Raw genomic sequence first — 18,615 nt, 5'->3', positions numbered from 1 at the left:
TCACTGTATGAATTTTAGGAACTATTTATTCATATCAGCAGTTTGCGCATTAATTGCGGCCTGCGGCGGCGATGATAAAAAGCCTGTTAGAAGTGCGCCTGTGGCGGCAAAGCCTGCTGTTATGGCACCATTTCGTTTCCATAAGGCAATTGAAGTGTCGCCCGGGCAAACATACGATGTATTGAGCTGGGGCAGAGGGTCATCGCAAATCGGGGCGTTTGCTATTTTGCATTCCGATTCATCAGGTATGAAGTACACCACTACCACGGGCGACCTTGACGGCGAAATTACTGACGTATATAATGCTGATATGGATGTTGACGGCAACCCCGAGATACTTATTCAGGCTAAAGGGAAGGATACGGTGAATTACACTAAGATTTATGCTTTTGAGTTCAATAACAATGATGCTCATAAACTCGATTTTCCGAAGCTGACCAATACGCAACGCAGGGGATACAGGGGTAACGACGACTTTTATATACGGGAAGGCAAACTGATCCGCGAGTTCCCGGTATATGATGGCAGTAGTGCATCAGCAAAGCCAACCGGCGCGAAACGGCAGTTGGAGTATAGCTTGCGAAGCAACAATTTTACGGTAAAACAGCTTAGTACGGATTCCGCCACGATAGATGATAATAAAGCTGCTGTTGTAAAGCAACCCGAACCTGAAAAGCAGCAAACGGTTAGCAAATCAAAAAAACGTAAGCACGCCGAACCTAAAAAGAAACGTCGCAGACACAGAGGATAGGCAAATATGGTATAACAGGTGGTTTAGCTGTAATTACTAAGCCACCTGTTTTATTTACGACTGATGATATTAGAAGAATTTTTATACAGGCTTAAGTTTGAATATTATAACCTGGGAATGCTTACCACCGATATGTATTATCAGCGTCTTTCAAATTTATTTGTTGTATTGGAACTGGATGGCGATAACCTTAATAAAGAACATGACCTGCGATTAGACACCGTTCTTGATAAATTGAACGATATCAACGAAGAAGACCTGGAAAAAGGTCTTTCACCGGAAGATCTTGCCGTCCTGGTCAAGAAGGTGAAAACAGGCCTGGGGCTTCTTATAAACCGGTTAGAGGAGTAGGTAAGCCAACTATTTCCATCATTTCTTTGGCGTTGTAAACGGCGTGTGTTTCAACATCGTTATTATAGTAAAACCAGCCCTGTTTAGCTTTTGAGTTGGCTTTAACTGCATCTACAACTTTTTGCAAATAAGCTTTTGAATAACGCGACCTGTACAGATCAGGTACGCCATGAAACCGGTAATAGATAACCGGTGTGTTCTGTACCACATCATCAGGCAATAAGGGGTGGCTCATGCCACAAAAGGTAATATTGTGGTCGGCCAGTTTTTTGTAGATATCATCGCGCCACCAGCTTACGTGCCGGGGCTCCAATACATTATTAAAAGCGGGGTTTAAGGCTTTAAGTATTTTGCCAAGCTTCTCATCGGTATAATTATAGTTTGGCGGCATCTGAAAAAGCACCGGGCCAAGTTTATCCTGCAAACCATCGTTTATTGTACTGTAAAAGTCACCCAGCATTCGGGTGGTATCATTAAATTTTTTAAAATGTGTAATAGCCCGTGGCGCCTTCAGCGCGAACCGGAAATCCGCCGGGCTTTTATGATACCAGTTTTGCAGAAATGATAGCTGAGGAAAACGATAAAAGGTAACATTTAGTTCCAGGGTGCTAAAATGCTGGTAGTAAAAATCAAACCATTTGGTCATGGCCAGCTTTTGAGGGTAAAAGGTACCACGCCAATGCTTGTAATGAAAGCCCGAACAACCGATATGCCAATCCATGATAATACAAAAGTCGGGCAGACGTTTTTGTTTGCAAGGCAATTTGATTTTTGCGTCGCAGCTTAAAATCTGCTCATAAATTTGCAAATTTGTAATATACCCAATAGGCATAGCATTAATGCATTTTTTATATCCCGCTTTTTTATTTGCACTGTTAACACTGGCTATTCCGATTATTGTTCACCTGTTTAATTTCAGGCGCTACAAAAAGGTATTGTTTAGCAATGTACAGTTCTTAAAAGAGGTGCAGGAACAGCAGGCAAGCCGGCGTAATTTAAAAGAGCGTTTGATCTTAGCCTCGCGATTATTGGCGTTATTATTTTTAGTACTTGCTTTTGCAAGACCTTATATAGCGGGTAAAAGCCAGGGCAACCCGGGCAAACAGCAGGCAGTAAGTGTATTTGTGGATAATTCAAGCTCTATGCAAACCCTAAACCGCGAGGGTACATTACTTGACGAGGCTAAGCAAAAAGCCAAACAAATTGCCGCTGCTTATTCCATCAATGACCGGTTTCAACTGCTGACCCTGGATTTTGAAGGCAAGCACCAGCGAATGCTTAACCGCACGGAATTTGATGATGCGGTGGATGCTGTAAAAATAAGTCCGCGAAGCAGAGATATCAACCAAATTGTAGCAAGACAGCAAAGTTTGCTGAATATGCAGGCAGGCGCGCCAAAACATAGTTATATTATCTCCGATTTTCAAAAGAATATTAAGGGCTCATCAAGTGGTGTAAATCCCGGGTACCCGGTAAGCCTTGTGCAGCTTAAGGCGAATGCATTGCCAAATGTGGCCGTTGATTCTGTATGGATGTTGAGTGCTACACATCGTCCGAACGAAAGCGAAAAAATAGTGGTAAGATTAAAAAACTACGCCGATAAACCCGCCGAAAAAATACCGCTTAGGCTATTGATCAACGGTGTGCAAAAAGCTATCGGCAGTTTTACTATCGGCGCGCGTTCATCACAAAACGATACACTGTCATTTTCAGGCCTGCAGGGCGGATGGCAGCGTGGAGAGATACAATTGCAGGACAACCCCGTTACTTTTGATAATAAGTTCTATTTTACCTTTAAGGTCAACTACAAACTGCCCGTACTGCTTATCAATGGCGGTATACCTAATAAATATTTAAGAGCATTATTTGCTGCAGACGCTTTTTTTGAGCCAAAAGAGGTTATTGACGGGAATGTAGATTATGCCGGTTTAAACGCCTGGCCGCTTATTGTTGTAAGCGACATAAAAACCGTATCCGCCGGTTTGGCCCAACAGCTAAAAACTTATGTGAGTAAGGGTGGTACGCTACTTGTATTTCCGTCTGCTGATGCGGATATCAGCAGTTACAAAGCTTTTTTACAACCAATGGGTGCGGCATATCCTGAAGTGTTAAAAACAGAGGCTACAAAAGTATCGGCCCTTAACCTGCATAATGTGGTTTTTAAAAGCATATTTGAATCCATACCCAACAACCCCGATCTGCCGGTAGTAAAAAAGTATTATAGTTTGAATGCAGGCCGTGCTCCCGGCGAATACCTGATGAGGATGCAGGCCGGCCAAACATTTTGGCAGGGTTCAGCCTTTGCTAAAGGCAGGGTGTATGTTGCTGCCGTGGCGTTAAACGAAGATTTTAGCAATCTGCCTGTTCACGCCTTATTTGTGCCTGTAATGTTCAGAATAGCCCTGCTAAGCGGACACGATCAGCCATTGTTTTATACTTTGGGAAGTAACGACCCGATAGAAACAGTTCCGTTACAATCCACAGAAAAACAGATGGTAAAGCTGGTCAAAGGCAATGGAACCATCATTCCCGATGTTAGGCAGCAGGAGGGAAGCACTATGCTTTACTTTCCTGAACAACTTGCAGAGGCCGGAACTTATGAGCTGAGAAAGCAGGATAGCACCGCAGCAGTTTTGGCATTCAATGATAACCGTACAGAATCTGATCTATCGTACCTTACCAGGGCCGGTTTGGAAAATTTGCTGCCTAAAAACGCAGTTGTTTTAAGCGGCAACAAATTAAATGACGAGAGTATTGCCGGCGTTGCAAATTCAGGGCTTCAATTATGGAAACTTTGTATAATTTTGGCCCTGGTATTTCTGGCCGCCGAAACTTTGCTTATAAGGTATTATAAAACCAACAAAACAAGCATTTGGCAAACACGGGATACCAACTAAACCCACCATAAAACAGCGCTAATGAATTTGCTTATCAAATCCGCCACTGTTGTAGATCCAGCCTCGCCCTTCAATGATAAGGTTGCCGATATTTTAATTGAAAAAGGCACTATCACAAAAATAGACAAATCAATTGGTGCCGATGTTAAAACCATTGATGCTAAAGGTCAGTATGTTTCTCCCGGTTTTTTTGACCTTAACTGTAATATTGGAGAGTTGGGTGTTGAAACCAAGGAAGACCTGCAAACCGGTACGGCGGCAGCAGCCGCGGGTGGGTTTACCGGGATAGCCTTAATGCCAAATACTCACCCTCCCGTACATTCAAAAGCCGAAGTGGAATACCTGTTAAACCGAGCCAAGAACAACCTGGTTGATATTTATCCGCTTGGGGCTATATCCGTTAAGCGCGAAGGCAGGGATATGGCCGAAATGTTTGATATGTTTAAAAGCGGCGCCAGGGCCTTTACAGATGGTAACCGACCTGTACAGGATGCCGGACTGATGGAGCGTGCCCTTCTTTACGTGCAAAACTTTGGTGCAAAGGTTATCTCGTATCCCGAGGATACTTCAATCGCCGGTAAGGCGAAAGTGAACGAAGGCGTGGTAAGCACCATGCTGGGCATGAAGGGCATCCCGGCACTCGCCGAAGAATTAATGATAGCCCGGGACCTTTATCTTGCAGAGGACACGAACTCCGCGATACACTTTACAACCATATCTACTCATCATGCCGTAGACCTGATACGCGAGGGGAAGCGCAAGGGATTGAAAGTTACCTGCGATGTTGCGGCACATAACCTGGTACTTACCGATGAAGCCTTAGTGGGTTTCGATAGCCTGTATAAGGTGAAACCACCTCTGCGAACAAAGAGGGATGTAGATGCCTTGATAGCCGGTTTAGAAGATGGTACTATTGATGCTATTGTGAGCCAGCACACACCCCACGAAATTGAGTTTAAGGACGTAGAGTTTGAGGTGGCCGAATACGGCATTATCGGATTACAGACAGCCTTTTCGCTGGCCCTAAAGGCCGGCCTGTCCCCGCGACTGATTGTTGAAAAAATGGCTATAAACCCACGAACGATATTGAATATTGATGTACCGCAAATTACCGAAGGCGCCAATGCTAATCTGGTGTTGTTTAGTGCAGACGCAGGATGGGAATACACAAGGGACAATAACAGATCGAAAAGTTATAATTCGCCTTTTTTAGGGCAGAACTTAAAAGGAAAAGTATTGTTAACCTGTAATAACAATCAAATCTTTAAAAATTAAACCACATGACCGACCCAAAAGTAAGATCAGCCGTTACAGGCGCTTTACAGGCGTTTACACAATACGGCGGCTTTGACGCTGCCGCTCTTGAAACCAAGTTCGAGACCGTATTTTCATCCGATGATGACTTTATGAGCAAAGTAGACGCTTTGGATGCCGTTTTTGATGATGCTCCTCAACTGGAAGAGCTTCGTGAAGTATTTTTTGATCTGCTGATGATCAACTTTTTTAGCGAGGATGTTAAAAAACTGGAAGATGATTACCTGGAAACTTCTGAATGGGAGGATATTGAAGAACGGACGCTTGACAGAGGCACCGAACTGCTGAACTTGTTGTTATACTTAAATGAGTGCGAGGATGAAAATATTGAACCCGAACTGGAAGATTATCTGAAGGAATTTTTACTGGTTGATGAAGACGAGTTTCAGGACGAATACCGTATTTACGAACCGGTTATAGCACACCAGGTACTTATTGAAAGCCCTGTAAGCGAGATTAAAAAGGTAGCACAAACGCTCGCCGAAGATTCGGAAGTGAAAGAATTATTTTACCCGATGATGTGTTTTTTCCAAAACCCGGAAGCTTCTGACAACAATAAAGGTGCCGTTGCAAATAATGCCATAAATAAACCATTTGATATGGCTGTTTTAGAAATATTGTTTAGCTTTAAATAAATTAAATTTTAAACCCTATCAAATTGATTATGGAAACCAAAGCACCTAACCCCACCGCAATTGCTACCAAATGGGCATTAATTTATGTAGCAGTATCAATTGTAATTACTTATGCCTTTCAGTTGCTCAATATCGATCAAAATTCCGGCTTAAAATATATAGGTTATCTGCCTTTTATAGCATTTTGTTTTTTAGCACAAAAAGAGTATAAAGACCAGTTGGGGGGCTTTATTACATTTGGGCAGGCATTTAATCCAGGGTTTAGATATTCGTTGTTTGGTGGTTTGTTACTTGCTGTATTCATATATATTTACCTTGCCGTACTGAGTCCGGAGATGCTAACTAAAGCGATGGAGCAACAACAATCGGCGATGGCTGACAAGGGGCTGTCGCAAGACCAAATTGATAAAGCCTTAGAAATGGGTACAAAATATGGTGCTATATTTGGTGCTATTGCTACCGCCATTAGTACGCTTATATTTGGTTGCATTGTGGCATTAATAAGCGCAGCCATCTTAAAAAAGGAGCGTACTGCTTACGATGTAATTGACGAAACTCCGATAGATCCATCCGTTTAAATAACGTTGTCTATAACAAGAAAGCCGCTTCAAATTATGAAGCGGCTTTCTTGTTAACGGGCGTATGTTACGTGGTTACCTCAACCTTGTGGTAATTCTCATATGGTAATGGTTTAGAAAATGTAATACCTTACTCTTGAGGATGCGGTCGAACAAGCGGTGCCAGGCAGGGTTTTGTTACGCGCCTGCAAAACATCAGATAGGTATAATAAAAACGTATAAAGCCTATTTATTAATTTAGATAGGCTTTATACGTTTCAGAAGCGCCTCCATTAGCTAACGAAGGCCGTAGATTAAACTACTTCTTCATTACCTGCTTCACGATATCGTTGCCGAAGGCAAATACCATAAGCGATATCAACAGTACAAAACCAACTATCTGTGCGCGTTCTAAGAACTTATCGCTTAGCGGCTTGCCTTTTATCATCTCTATGATCAAGAATACAGTATGTCCGCCATCAAGGCCGGGGATAGGCAGTAAGTTTGTTAACGCTAATACCATCGAAAGAAAGCCTACAAGGCTCCAAAAACGAATCCAGTCTACATGGCTGCCAAACATTACAGCAATGCCTATAGGGCTTGATATAGCCTTACGCGCCTTGACCTGCCCGGTAAATATCTTTTTGATGCCTTTCGCGTTATCAGTAAACATTCCCCATGCTTTAGTAGCACCAACAGGCAGGGAGGCAAAAAAACCGTATCTGATGGTCGTATCTTTTGGCAATAAAGCTTTTGGTTTGAAGCCTAACACGCCATCTTTATCAATTCTGGCCTTAACCTCTTTTACCGCCGTGTCGCGCTTAATGGTTAATTCCACTTCTTTATTCTTGTTTTGACGCAGCTGCTCCTGCATCTGGTCAAAATAGGTAATCGCTTTACCGTTCACAGCTATTATGCTATCACCCTTTTTTAAGCCGGCGCTTTGGGCGCCGCTGTTTGCAGCAACCGTATCAATAGCAAATTTTACACGGGGCAGTCGGCTTATAAACTCCTCGATCCCATAGTCCGACAAATCGTTTAGTATGGTTGGAGGCACTTTTATATCTAATGTTTGGTCACCGCGCCGTACATTCAATATGGTTTTATCAAGCAAGACCTTAGAGCTTATCAGATCCTCGAAGCGCTCAACTGGTTTGCCGTTTACGGCATATATCTTATCGCCGGCCTTAAGCCCCATCTTTTGACCTATAACACCCGGCACAATACCGTTCTTGATCTCGGCGTTTGGCGTGTAGGTTTCGCCGTAACGCATGGTTAATACCCAAAATATGAAAATACCTACTATAATATTAACAATAATACCGCCAAGCATTACAATAAGGCGCTGCCAGGCTGGTTTTGAACGGAACTCCCATGGCTGCGGCGGGCCGGCCAACTGGTCGGTATCCATCGATTCATCTATCATACCGGCGATTTTAACGTAGCCGCCTAGTGGCAACCACCCAATGCCATATTCAACACCCTTATAGTTAAATTTAAAAAGGCTTACACCCCAGGCATCAAAAAACAGGTAAAATTTTTCAACCTTTATTCCGAAAGCACGGGCGGCTAAAAAATGCCCGAACTCGTGCAGTATTACTAAAATTGAAAGACCAAGTATTAGTTGGCCGGCCATTATTAAAACGCTCATCCGTTATATTATATATTTAGATCGTATTGCCTTTAACGGCATTTATTGTATTAAATTTTGCGCAAATATGCGTGTTTCTTTATCAGTATTCAAATAGTCGTGTAAAGATGGCTCTTTAATGAGACGGACCTTCTGCATACAGGTTTCGATAATATCGCTCATTGCTAAAAATCCTATTTCGTTCTTTAAAAACGCGGCCACCGCAACCTCGTTTGCGGCGTTGATAATACATGGCATATTTCCACCCTGATTCAATGCTTCGTAGGCCAGCCTTAAATTACGGAAGGTATCTATATCCGGTTTTTCGAACGAAAGGTGAGGGTAGTTGATAAAATCAAACCGTATAAAGTTTGTTGTTACCCGGTTTGGATAGGCGAGGGCATATAGTATAGGCAGCTTCATATCAGGCAAACCCATTTGTGCTTTGATAGAACCATCCTGAAACTGAACCAGCGAATGAACAATAGACTGCGGATGTACAATTACATCTATCTGGTCGGCCCGAAGGTCAAACAACCATTTAGCCTCGATAACTTCCAGGCCCTTATTCATCAGCGATGCCGAGTCTATGGTAATCTTAGCACCCATCACCCAGTTTGGGTGTTTAAGGGCCTGTTCGCGGGTAACATTGGCTAAATATTGGGTTGTCTTTCCCCTAAATGGCCCGCCCGACGCGGTAATAATTATTTTTTCGATTTTACTATAATCCTCACCGGCAAGGCACTGAAAAATAGCCGAATGCTCGCTATCTACCGGTAATATCTTTACGTTGTGCTGTTTGGCAAGCCCTGTTATTATTTCACCGGCAACCACCAAAGTTTCTTTGTTTGCCAATGCGATATCCTTACCTGCTTTTATGGCGTTTATCGTAGGCTCCAACCCGGCAAAACCAACCATCGCAGTTAACACAACATCAATTTCGGGGTGCGTAACCGTTTCTTTGATGGCCTGATGCCCGCTCATAACAGTAATGGGTAAGTGGGCGAGGGCTTCCTTTACTTCCTGATATCTGGTATCGTCACAAATAATAGCGTAGCGGGGCACAAACTCAATGGCCTGCTGTATAAGCAGGTACGCATTAGAATGCGCCGTAAGCATAAACGCGCTGAACATCTGGTTGTTATCCCTGATAACTTCAAGTGTTTGTGTGCCAATGCTACCTGTAGAACCAAGAATGGCTATACTCTTGATATTGTTGGATTGTGTTATTGTTTTATTGCTGATCAAACGGTGTGAGTATTAATTGCTTTGTTAAACCTTAAGCTTTTCGTCTGTGAACTTTATTAATTGATGGATTTCTCGGGGTAAGGCTTCCAAAGTAAACGATAATCTTGCATGCGTTTCCGGCGATATTAAATTTCTTGCTAAAGCTTTATTACACCAGTCTACACATTCTTTAACAGAACCAAAACTATAATAGTAAAACTTTATTTTATCCTTTTTATGATATCTGCCAAACCCTTCCGCGATATTTGCTGATATCGAATCAGCGGCATTGACAAACTGTTTCCCAATCGTATCCTTTGCAAAGTATTCCCATTTTAAAACTATACTCCAAACTTCATTTGTAAAAGCAAATGAAGTTTTATAACATGTCAAATCGTTTAATTGTAGATAGTTCTTTTCCATTTAATACCACAAAAGTCAACAATAAAGCAATCCACCAATTAAACAATATAATCTTTTAACTCATCCGCTATCTTCCTGTCATTAGATAATCGCGGTACTTTATTTTGCCCGCCAAGTTTTCCCTGGCTGCGCATATAGTTTATAAAGGTATCTTTTTTTAACTTTCTGACTATTAGAGGTTGTAATATGTTACCTTCAATAAGGTCAAAGTAGTAAATATTTTTTTTCTGTAAAGCTTTATCCACCTTAAGGGCAAACGCTGCAAGGTCTCGGGGTTTGGTGCCAAATTCTATGAACCACTCGTGGTAAGGTAATGCCCCTTCAGTGGGTGCCACTTGTGGGGCAACCGTAAACTCGATTATATCAATACCTTCTTTGGCAGCCACACTCATCAGGGCTTGTTCAACCTCTTCACCTATTACATGTTCGCCAAAGGCAGAGATATAATGTTTAATGCGGCCGGTTACTACAATTTTGTAAGGGTTTTTCGATACGAATTTAACCGTGTCACCCAGGCTGTATCCCCACAAACCCGCATTGGTGTTCAGGATAAGGGCATAGTTTTTATCAAGCTCTACATCCTTAAGGTTGATGCGTGTTGGTTTGTCGTTAAAATACTCGTCGGCGGGGATAAACTCGTAAAATATTCCCGCGTCAACCATCAGCAATAAGCCTTTTTCCTGTTGCGAATCCTGGAAAGCGATAAAACCTTCTGATGCGGGGTAGGTTTCTATTGAATCTATTTTGAAACCGATGCTTTCCTCCATACGGGCCCGATAGGGCTCGTAATTAACGCCACCGTGTACGTACAGCTTAAAATTTGGAAAGATATCCTTGATCTTTTTACCACCTGATACTGCCGAAAGCCTGTCGAAATACATTTGGCACCAGGGCGGTATGCCCGATATGAGGCGCATATCCTCTTTGGCGGTTTCTGTAACAATAGCATCCACTTTCTCCTCCCAGTCATCAATACAATTTGTTTGATACGAGGGCAGGCGGTTTTTTTGCAAATATCCCGGTACATGGTGTGCTACAATGCCCGATAGTCTGCCCGTTTGTATACCATGCTTTTCGGCCAGTACCGGGCTACCTTGCAAAAATATCATTTTGCCATTTACAAAGTCTGCCTTGCCGGTTTCGTGGATATAACTTAACAAAGCACTCCTGGCTGCTTTAATATGCTCGGGCATGCTTTGTTTAGAAATGGGGATGTATTTTACGCCCGATGTAGTGCCAGATGTTTTTGCCAGATATGCAGGTTTGCCGGGCCACGTTACGTTAGCCTCTCCGCTTACCACACGATCTATGTACGATCGTAATTCTTCATAATCCCGTACAGGTACGTGCCTTTTAAAATCTTCGTAATTTTTAATTGAGTCAAAATGATGATCGGTACCAAAGATGGTATTTTTAGCTTCATGTACAAGGTTACTAAACGTTTTTTGCTGCAACACAACACCGTTGCGGCGAATGTTATTTAACTGCCTGTTTACATACCATGCAAATCCTTTGCTTAATGCTGCTTTAAAACCCATAATTACGTGGTTTCGGCGATATCATCATCCACATCCTGGTGGCTGTAAACTAATTTACGGTAGGTGACCGCTAAAACAATATTCACAAAAGGGTAAGTGAACAAGATAGATAAAATTACCACCCCGTATGACTGTGCTAGCTTTGCAGGCACAGCAATCAACAAAATTATAATAACCAGTATTACTACAACTTTAAGCAAATTGCCGCGTGTAAGTTCAAAACTTTGCTTGATAGATTCAATAGGCCCCGAGGCATCGTCAACGATAAATGTGTTAAAAAACATAACTCGGAGCGCAACAAAAAGCCCAATAATACCTGCAACAACTTCTATGGCAAACTGAATGTTAGGGCTATCATCAAAATAATCAACCAAGATACCGAGATTGGTTATTACAAAAGCGAAAATGAACACCACCGCGAGGTAACTCCAAACCATTTTAGCTTTTGGTATTACCTGTATAAATTCAAAGTCGTAATATTCACTGTCTATAACAGTAAAAATCAACTTATAAAGCCCTAAAGTTGTATAGGCCTGCAACCAAACCATAATAAAGGTTACGATCATCGATATCCAATAATCCTCGGGCGAGTAAAAGACACCAATAACAACGCCAAGTATCCCGAGCAAAAGAAAAGAAACAACAGAATAAACTATTATGGTTACAAAGTTTTTTCTGAAAATTATCCATGCAGATTTAATAGTTTCTGCAACAGAAAATGGATGGTACATACTACGTTTTTAATGGCTTTTTTAATATCACGCGCTTCCAAAAATCCTGCATAAAGCCTAACCCATAGGCTATCAATTGTGTAAAAGCAGCTATAATGCTCAAAAATGCGATTTTTGCTGATTTGTTTTTAATCAGGGAGTGAAAAAATATCAACAAAATGTAAACCAATAGCAAAATATTGCACAGTTGTGCAATAGGCCACTGTGCTATGTTGGCAATTATTGTAAACACCATGCCAAGCGTGGCAAAGGCCGGAAAAAAATGCACCAGCTTAAGCTGCGAAGGGAAGAATTTATAAATGTTGATACGGGCGCGACCAAAAAAATGCAATTGCTTATAAAATTTCATAAAGTCTGTGCGGCGCTTGTGATATACAATGGCATCGGGTATAAGTCCAATTTTAAAGCCTAATGAATGTATGCGGATGCTGTACTCTATGTCTTCGCCTAACCGGGTAATAATAAAGCCACCGGCCTTTTGCCACGCCTGGCGCGAAATACCCATATTAAAGCTACGAGGATGAAACTGCCCTATACCTTTTTTATTTCCCCGGATACCGCCCGTAGTAAATGGCGATGTCATAGAGTAACTAATTGCTTTTTGTATTGCTGTAAAAGATTTGTGTGCGCCGTCGGGCCCGCCATATGCATCCAGCCAATTGTTGGCAAGCGCATTGTTAACTATTTCCAGGTAGTTGTCAGGTATCAGGCAATCCGAATCAAAAATTATGAAATAATCGCCCTTGGAGCGTTCAAAACCAAAATTGCGGGCAAATCCCTGGCCTTCGTTCGGCTTTTCGTAGTAGTGTACATCAAGCTTGCCTTCATATCCCCTTACTATATCTTCGGCCCGGTCAACAGAACCATCTTCTATAACCAAAACTTCGAACAGGGTATAGGTTTGCTTAGTTAATGTATCCAGTAGTTCTGCAATTTCCTGCGGACGGTTATATAAAGGTATGATGATGGAGAAAAACATATTTTTTAGATGTGAGATATGAGACTTGAAATATGAGAAGACGCGGAGCTATTAAAATGGGCACAATAAAGAATGTGTCGCAAATCTAATATCTCAAATCTCATATCTAAACCGTTTCCTCTATTTGATATCTGTTACGTTCGGGGGCGCTGCGGGCAACAAGTTCGGCAACAAAGCCGGTCAAAAACAGCTGCGAACCTAATATTATTGCCACCAGGGCGATATAAAACAGCGGATTATCCGTTACATCCCGATAGGGTAATTTGTGAGCTATCAAATATAGTTTTTCGCTCAGCATCCAAATGGTTATAACTATCCCAGCAAAGAAACTCAGCGTGCCCATTGCGCCAAAAAAATGCATAGGGCGTTTACCAAATTTGCCCACAAAAAATATCGACAAGAGGTCTAAAAAGCCGTTTATAAAGCGTGTCCACCCAAATTTGGTTTTGCCGTATTTACGGGCGCGGTGCTCAACCACCTGCTCGCCAATTTTGGTAAAGCCTGCCCATTTGGCAATAACGGGTATATACCGGTGCATTTCGCCATACACCTCGATATTCTTAACAACCGCTTTGCGATAGGCTTTCAGTCCACAATTAAAATCGTGCAGGTTGTGTATACCGCTCATTTTGCGTGTAGCCGCGTTAAAAAGTTTGGTGGGTACCGTTTTGGTTATCGGGTCGTAGCGTTTTGCCTTCCAGCCCGATACAAGGTCGTAATGCTCTTCAGTAATGCGGCGGTAAAGCACGGGTATCTCGTCGGGGCTATCCTGCAGGTCGGCATCCATGGTAATAACCACATTGCCCTGCGCCGCCTCGAAACCAATGTTTAACGCAGCAGATTTACCATAATTACGCCTGAATTTGAACGCTTTAATAAAAGGGTTAGCCTGCTTTAATTTCAGGATCATATCCCAGGAGCCATCACGGCTGCCATCGTCTATAAGGATGATCTCGTAACTATAACGGTTCTCGTCCATTACGCGGCTTATCCACGAGGTAAGCTCCGGCAATGATTCTACTTCATCGTAAAGTGGTACTACTACTGATATATCCATTTATTAAGGAACCTGTTAGGTTTGCTGCAAAAATATAAAATTTGAGCGATGGTTATTACAATAAGATTTAAGTAGAAATATTAGCTGATAAGGTCCGGTAATTTTTATAACTTTATACGCAGATGAAACCCTATTCTAAAATGAACCTTATCCTATTCCCCCATACCGTCCATTCGCTAATACTCAGTTATTCCGGCAGTCTCTAAATTTATATAAACTTCTTTTCTATACGCTGTTGAAAAAGCTCATTTTACTGGTGTTTTTATGTATTACCATCCCTGCCATTGCTCAAAAGCAGGGCAATATTTGGTATTTTGGAAATTATGCCGGAGTAGATTTCAATACTTCTCCACCAACTGCTTTAACGGATGGTAAACTGTCTACAAGCGAAGGGTGTTCAAGTATATCCGATGCCGATGGAAAACTTTTATTTTATACCGATGGCATAACGGTTTATAATAAACAGCACGATGTAATGACAAACGGTACCGGACTTTACGGAGATCCATCGTCTACTCAGTCAGGAGTAATAGTACCGCATCCTGGTAACCCTAACCTGTATTATGTATTTACTGTGCAGTTGCAGGGCGGTTCACTTTATTATTCGGTTATTGACATTTCCAAACAAAGCGGTTTAGGCGAAGTCATTGAAAAAAATACAATGTTATTAATCGGTTCTACTGAAAAAATAACGGCCGTAAGGCATAAGACCAATCAGGCTATTTGGGTTATCACCCACGAATATCCGTCGCAAAATTTTGTAACCTATTTAATTGATAAAAACGGTTTACAGGCAGTACCTGTAGTTTCAAAAATAGGCACTTTCATGGGGCAATCCCCGTTGAGTACTATTGGGTATCTTAAAGCATCACCAAAAGGCGATAAACTGGCCGCAGCGATGGACTATAATGAACGTATTGTAGAAATTTATGATTTTGACGCGGCAACAGGCAAAATATCAAATCCGGTTACACTAACAGGTTTTGGCAGCACCGGGCCATACGGTGTTGAATTTTCACCAAACGGAAAATTTCTGTATGTTTCGGAAGAAGGATTTTTTGACGCTAAGCTTTATCAAATCAAGTTACCTGTCCAGTCAAATAATGTAAATAATGTCAGTTATGTAGTTTCTCAAGAAGGCAATATATTCGCATTACAACTTGCAACGGACGGTAAAATATACGCATCCAGATCGAGTAACACTTTTTTAGCCGCTATTGAAGAGCCGAACCTTGAAGGGCCACTTTGTAAATTCAATTTATCGGCTATTGATCTTAAAGGGAGATATACCGTATTTGGCTTGCCTACTTTCATTCAAAGCTTTTTTGCGGAAGTATCATTTACAGCAAACGGAACATGTATTGGTAACATAACGCAATTTGCCGCCAAATCGTCTTTGGAGGGGATCGACAGTTTAAGATGGGACTTTGGCGATGCCAAATCGCTGCCGCAAAACAATACCTTAGCATTGGAAACCCCCAGTCATAAATATACGGATACCGGAAGTTATAATGTTGTACTTAAGGCCTATTCAAAAGGTGTAATGACACCTTATCAAAAAACTATCGTAATATCGCCTATACCATCAATAGATTTTGGCAAAGACACCACATTGTTTTATGGCCAAACACTTTTACTTGATGCCAAATGGCCCGGCAGTACTTATAAATGGAACACCGGCACCACAGGTCAAACCCTGCTGGTTACTTCTCCGGGCACTTACAGTGTAGATGTTACCAGCAGCGCGGGGTGTAGCGGTAGTGGAAGTATAAAGGTTAGTTACGACCAGGTAATTGACGTAACCCTGCCTGCCGATACTACAATATGTGCTTTTGAAACAATTAAGCTGGATGCTACGCTTTCAGGAGGAAGTTACTTATGGTCAAACGGGAGTACGTCGTCATCAATAATGGTAAGCCAGGAGGGACAATACTCGGTGAAAATAACCAATGCGTATCATAGCCGTGAGAAACACTCAGTATCAATGTTCATTTTTTCCGGTTCAATCCTATAACGGTAACCAGTGATACGATACTTTGTGAGGCAGGAAGCACAAGCATAGGCGTTGCCGGCGGCAAAATCGGTGAAAAATATCATTGGTTTGATGCCCAACAAAATTTCATTGAAGAAAACTCGGGCACATTATATACGGGCATCATAAAAAGGGACACAGTATTATTTGTACAACTTACCAATGGTAAGTGCTTAAGTGATTTACAACCTGTTCATTTGATATTTGACAAGCCTACCGCTAAGATTTTGAACAAGGACACCGTAATTACCATTGGTTCTAATGTAAACTTACAAGGTTCGGGAGCTAAATATTATCGTTGGTTGCCTGACACGTACCTGGATAATCCTAATATTGCAAACCCAGTCGCTTCGCCTGGAGACGATGTTACCTATCAACTAATAGTGTTGAATGATAATGGTTGCAGCGATACTGCATACGTAACCATACGTGTAAAAAAGAAGGTGCTGATACCTAATACGTTTACCCCAAACGGAGATGGTGTTAACGATACCTGGGCTATTAAGTACCTTGACCGTTTGCCGGGGAACCATATGTTTATCTATACCCGTTCAGGCCGGTTGGTTCGCCAGTTTAAAGGTTATTACAACAGTTGGGATGGCACCAGCAGTAAAGGGGAGCAATTACCTCCGGAGTATATTATTATGTACTGGAGATAGATGAAACTAACAGACAGTCGGGCTACGTAACGCTGATAAGATAGGTTAAAGATCGGTTTAACAAATATTTTTATTAAATCAACCCAAGCACTTTACTGGTGCGCTCCCGGGTAGCGTTGGCTAAAGCTTCGTCATTAATAAGCGACTGCCCATACGAGGGTATCATCTGTTTGAACTTTTCCTGCCATTCAGCTGTGTTAGCTTTATCCTTAAAGCATCGGCATATCAGGTCAACCATAATAGGCACGGATGTTGAAGCGCCGGGGGATGCCCCTAACAGAGCCGAGATGCTGCCATCAGCACTGGTAACTACCTCGGTACCAAATTCAAGCACACCTGTACGCCTCGCATCTTTTTTTATGATCTGTACGCGTTGCCCGGCAATATCCAATACCCATTCGTCTGCCTTAGCAGCCGGGAAATATTCCTGCAGGGCTTTTAACCTGTCGCCGGGTGATTGTAGCACCTGGCTAATAAGATATTTGGTAAGTGGCCAATTATCGCGCCCAACAGCAAGCAATGGTAATATATTATTAAACTTTATGGAAGTAAACAGATCAAGCAGCGACCCCTTTTTTAAGAACCGGGTTGAAAACCCTGCGTAAGGGCCAAAAAGCAGCGCCTTTTTTCCGTCGATAATTCTCGTATCCAGGTGCGGAACCGACATTGGCGGCGAACCAACCGAGGCTTTACCATAAACCTTGGCAGAATGTTTATTGATAACCTCCTGATTTGTACAAACCAGCCACTGCCCGCTCACCGGGAAACCGCCAAAGCCTTTACTCTCTGGTATGTCTGATTTTTGTAGCAGGGGCAGGGCACCGCCACCGGCGCCCACAAAAACAAATTTAGCGTCAAGTTTTCGGCTGCTGCCACTTTTAGCATCGTTAACTTTTACCTGCCAGGTGTTATCTTTATTACGCTTTATATCATCTACTTCGTGGTTAAGGCTTAAGGTAACACCTGGCTTTTGTTTTAACTTGTCAACAAGGCTACGGGTAAGGGTGCCAAAGTTTACATCGGTACCAATATCCATATAAGTAGCCGATACTTTTTGCTCGGGATCGCGGTTTTCCATAACCAGCGGCATCCATTTATTAAGCTGCTCCTTATCCTCAGCATATTGCATACCCTTAAAAAAGTGATGATGAACCAATGCGTCACAGCGTTTTTTTAGGTAATCTACATTGTCATTACCCCAAACAAAACTTATGTGAGGTACTTTGCTGATAAAGGTTTGCGGTTCGCCAACATAGCCATTTTCTACTAAAAAGGCCCAAAACTGCTTGGTTATTTCAAATTGTTCGGCAATTTTTATAGCCTTTGTAATTTCAATACTGCCATCCTGGCGTTGTGGGGTGTAGTTAAGTTCACAAAATGCGGAGTGGCCTGTACCGGCATTATTCATGGCATCAGAGCTTTCGGCTGCAACGGTATCCAAACGTTCAAAAATCTCGATGGTAAGATCGGGCTGCAGCTGTTTAAGCATTACCCCAAGTGTTGCGCTCATGATGCCTGCGCCAACTAAAACTACATCAACCGTTGTATTTGAAATATTACTGCCTTTATTCATGATATTATTGAATGTAAAGATACATTCAAATAAATTATTAGATAGATTAATACCTTTTTGTAAACTAATAAATGATACAGAGGTTACACTAATGCGCAATAAGCCCGCTCTGTAATGTTGTGTTATACCCCTTTTATATGCAGACGCAATTTTAGTAAAAAATATTGCAAAATCACCCATTAAAACCCTGCTAAATACAAATAACAGTACAAATTTTATATAGAACTACTTACCACAAAACCCTAAGCATGTAAACACAAA

At 42.0% G+C, this 18,615-nt stretch carries 17 protein-coding genes; 8 read left to right on the top strand and 9 right to left on the bottom strand.

Going from position 1 to position 18,615, the window contains the following annotated elements; all coding sequences use genetic code 11:
- The first annotated feature begins 7 nt into the window (after positions 1–7).
- On the top strand, positions 8–751 hold the full coding sequence (locus HDC91_RS03160) for a hypothetical protein (RefSeq protein ID WP_183548376.1): 744 nt from the start codon (positions 8–10) through the stop codon (positions 749–751).
- A 63-nt stretch (positions 752–814) separates the two neighbouring features.
- Positions 815–1,102, top strand: a complete 288-nt coding sequence (locus HDC91_RS03155) for a hypothetical protein (RefSeq protein WP_183548374.1) — start codon at positions 815–817, stop codon at positions 1,100–1,102.
- Here HDC91_RS03155 and HDC91_RS03150 read toward each other — a convergent pair.
- Positions 1,080–1,823 carry a DUF72 domain-containing protein gene (locus HDC91_RS03150; RefSeq protein WP_221262095.1) on the bottom strand — a complete coding sequence of 248 codons (744 nt, stop codon included), beginning with the start codon at positions 1,821–1,823 and terminating at the stop codon, positions 1,080–1,082. The two genes, HDC91_RS03155 and HDC91_RS03150, sit on opposite strands and share 23 nt — an antisense overlap.
- Before the next feature lie 118 nt (positions 1,824–1,941).
- Here HDC91_RS03150 and HDC91_RS03145 point away from each other — a divergent pair, with 118 nt between their 5' ends.
- Genes HDC91_RS03145 through HDC91_RS03130 form a run of 4 tightly spaced genes read left to right on the top strand, consistent with a single transcriptional unit; the run spans position 1,942 to position 6,526 of the window.
- Positions 1,942–3,999 carry a BatA domain-containing protein gene (locus HDC91_RS03145; RefSeq protein WP_183548372.1) on the top strand — a complete coding sequence of 686 codons (2,058 nt, stop codon included), beginning with the start codon at positions 1,942–1,944 and terminating at the stop codon, positions 3,997–3,999.
- Positions 4,000–4,020: 21 nt separating this feature from the next.
- Positions 4,021–5,274: a dihydroorotase family protein gene (locus HDC91_RS03140; protein WP_183548370.1), complete on the top strand. Its 1,254-nt coding sequence runs from the start codon at positions 4,021–4,023 to the stop codon at positions 5,272–5,274.
- Between the two features lie 5 nt (positions 5,275–5,279).
- Entirely contained in the window at positions 5,280–5,948 is a 669-nt protein-coding gene (locus tag HDC91_RS03135; RefSeq protein WP_183548368.1) for a hypothetical protein, read from the top strand.
- A gap of 29 nt (positions 5,949–5,977) precedes the next feature.
- Complete coding sequence (locus tag HDC91_RS03130; RefSeq protein WP_183548366.1) at positions 5,978–6,526, top strand: DUF4199 domain-containing protein; 549 nt, start codon at positions 5,978–5,980, stop codon at positions 6,524–6,526.
- Between the two features lie 298 nt (positions 6,527–6,824).
- On the opposite strand, the gene rseP is transcribed toward HDC91_RS03130, so the two are convergent.
- The 7 genes from rseP to HDC91_RS03095 form a co-directional block, all read right to left on the bottom strand.
- Positions 6,825–8,156, bottom strand: a complete 1,332-nt coding sequence (gene rseP / locus HDC91_RS03125; RefSeq protein ID WP_183548364.1) for an RIP metalloprotease RseP — start codon at positions 8,154–8,156, stop codon at positions 6,825–6,827.
- Between the two features lie 42 nt (positions 8,157–8,198).
- Positions 8,199–9,347 (bottom strand): 1-deoxy-D-xylulose-5-phosphate reductoisomerase, encoded by a 1,149-nt coding sequence (locus tag HDC91_RS03120; protein ID WP_183550868.1) that lies wholly within the window; start codon positions 9,345–9,347, stop codon positions 8,199–8,201.
- A 60-nt stretch (positions 9,348–9,407) separates the two neighbouring features.
- Positions 9,408–9,785 carry a four helix bundle protein gene (locus HDC91_RS03115; protein ID WP_183548362.1) on the bottom strand — a complete coding sequence of 126 codons (378 nt, stop codon included), beginning with the start codon at positions 9,783–9,785 and terminating at the stop codon, positions 9,408–9,410.
- Between the two features lie 38 nt (positions 9,786–9,823).
- Complete coding sequence (locus tag HDC91_RS03110; protein ID WP_183548361.1) at positions 9,824–11,323, bottom strand: GH3 auxin-responsive promoter family protein; 1,500 nt, start codon at positions 11,321–11,323, stop codon at positions 9,824–9,826.
- Positions 11,324–11,325: 2 nt separating this feature from the next.
- Positions 11,326–12,054 (bottom strand): hypothetical protein, encoded by a 729-nt coding sequence (locus HDC91_RS03105; protein ID WP_183548358.1) that lies wholly within the window; start codon positions 12,052–12,054, stop codon positions 11,326–11,328.
- 1 nt (position 12,055) lies between these two features.
- Positions 12,056–13,033 carry a glycosyltransferase family 2 protein gene (locus HDC91_RS03100; protein WP_183548356.1) on the bottom strand — a complete coding sequence of 326 codons (978 nt, stop codon included), beginning with the start codon at positions 13,031–13,033 and terminating at the stop codon, positions 12,056–12,058.
- A 106-nt stretch (positions 13,034–13,139) separates the two neighbouring features.
- Positions 13,140–14,090, bottom strand: coding sequence for a glycosyltransferase family 2 protein (locus HDC91_RS03095; RefSeq protein ID WP_183548354.1), 951 nt, complete (start codon positions 14,088–14,090; stop codon positions 13,140–13,142).
- Between the two features lie 235 nt (positions 14,091–14,325).
- Here HDC91_RS03095 and HDC91_RS03090 point away from each other — a divergent pair, with 235 nt between their 5' ends.
- Positions 14,326–16,104 (top strand): PKD domain-containing protein, encoded by a 1,779-nt coding sequence (locus HDC91_RS03090; RefSeq protein ID WP_183548352.1) that lies wholly within the window; start codon positions 14,326–14,328, stop codon positions 16,102–16,104.
- Positions 16,105–16,319: 215 nt separating this feature from the next.
- Positions 16,320–16,781: a gliding motility-associated C-terminal domain-containing protein gene (locus tag HDC91_RS03085; RefSeq protein WP_221262093.1), complete on the top strand. Its 462-nt coding sequence runs from the start codon at positions 16,320–16,322 to the stop codon at positions 16,779–16,781.
- A 73-nt stretch (positions 16,782–16,854) separates the two neighbouring features.
- On the opposite strand, the gene HDC91_RS03080 is transcribed toward HDC91_RS03085, so the two are convergent.
- Positions 16,855–18,354: a malate:quinone oxidoreductase gene (locus tag HDC91_RS03080; protein ID WP_183548348.1), complete on the bottom strand. Its 1,500-nt coding sequence runs from the start codon at positions 18,352–18,354 to the stop codon at positions 16,855–16,857.
- Between the last annotated feature and the right edge of the window lie 261 nt (positions 18,355–18,615).

The sequence above is a fragment of the Mucilaginibacter sp. AK015 genome, from assembly GCF_014200785.1.
Taxonomy (GTDB): Bacteria; Bacteroidota; Bacteroidia; order Sphingobacteriales; family Sphingobacteriaceae; genus Mucilaginibacter.
The sequence above is the reverse complement of the archived record's forward strand: the minus strand, read 5'-3'. Positions and strand labels throughout refer to the sequence as shown.

Coding starts and splice junctions, on each gene's coding strand:
- HDC91_RS03160 (WP_183548376.1), top strand. CDS start 8: ATGAATTTTAGGAACTATTTATTCATATCAGCAGTTTGCGCATTAATT.
- HDC91_RS03155 (WP_183548374.1), top strand. CDS start 815: ATGATATTAGAAGAATTTTTATACAGGCTTAAGTTTGAATATTATAAC.
- HDC91_RS03150 (WP_221262095.1), bottom strand. CDS start 1,823: ATGGATTGGCATATCGGTTGTTCGGGCTTTCATTACAAGCATTGGCGT.
- HDC91_RS03145 (WP_183548372.1), top strand. CDS start 1,942: ATGCATTTTTTATATCCCGCTTTTTTATTTGCACTGTTAACACTGGCT.
- HDC91_RS03140 (WP_183548370.1), top strand. CDS start 4,021: ATGAATTTGCTTATCAAATCCGCCACTGTTGTAGATCCAGCCTCGCCC.
- HDC91_RS03135 (WP_183548368.1), top strand. CDS start 5,280: ATGACCGACCCAAAAGTAAGATCAGCCGTTACAGGCGCTTTACAGGCG.
- HDC91_RS03130 (WP_183548366.1), top strand. CDS start 5,978: ATGGAAACCAAAGCACCTAACCCCACCGCAATTGCTACCAAATGGGCA.
- rseP (WP_183548364.1), bottom strand. CDS start 8,156: ATGAGCGTTTTAATAATGGCCGGCCAACTAATACTTGGTCTTTCAATT.
- HDC91_RS03115 (WP_183548362.1), bottom strand. CDS start 9,785: ATGGAAAAGAACTATCTACAATTAAACGATTTGACATGTTATAAAACT.
- HDC91_RS03110 (WP_183548361.1), bottom strand. CDS start 11,323: ATGGGTTTTAAAGCAGCATTAAGCAAAGGATTTGCATGGTATGTAAAC.
- HDC91_RS03105 (WP_183548358.1), bottom strand. CDS start 12,054: ATGTACCATCCATTTTCTGTTGCAGAAACTATTAAATCTGCATGGATA.
- HDC91_RS03100 (WP_183548356.1), bottom strand. CDS start 13,033: ATGTTTTTCTCCATCATCATACCTTTATATAACCGTCCGCAGGAAATT.
- HDC91_RS03095 (WP_183548354.1), bottom strand. CDS start 14,090: ATGGATATATCAGTAGTAGTACCACTTTACGATGAAGTAGAATCATTG.
- HDC91_RS03080 (WP_183548348.1), bottom strand. CDS start 18,354: ATGAATAAAGGCAGTAATATTTCAAATACAACGGTTGATGTAGTTTTA.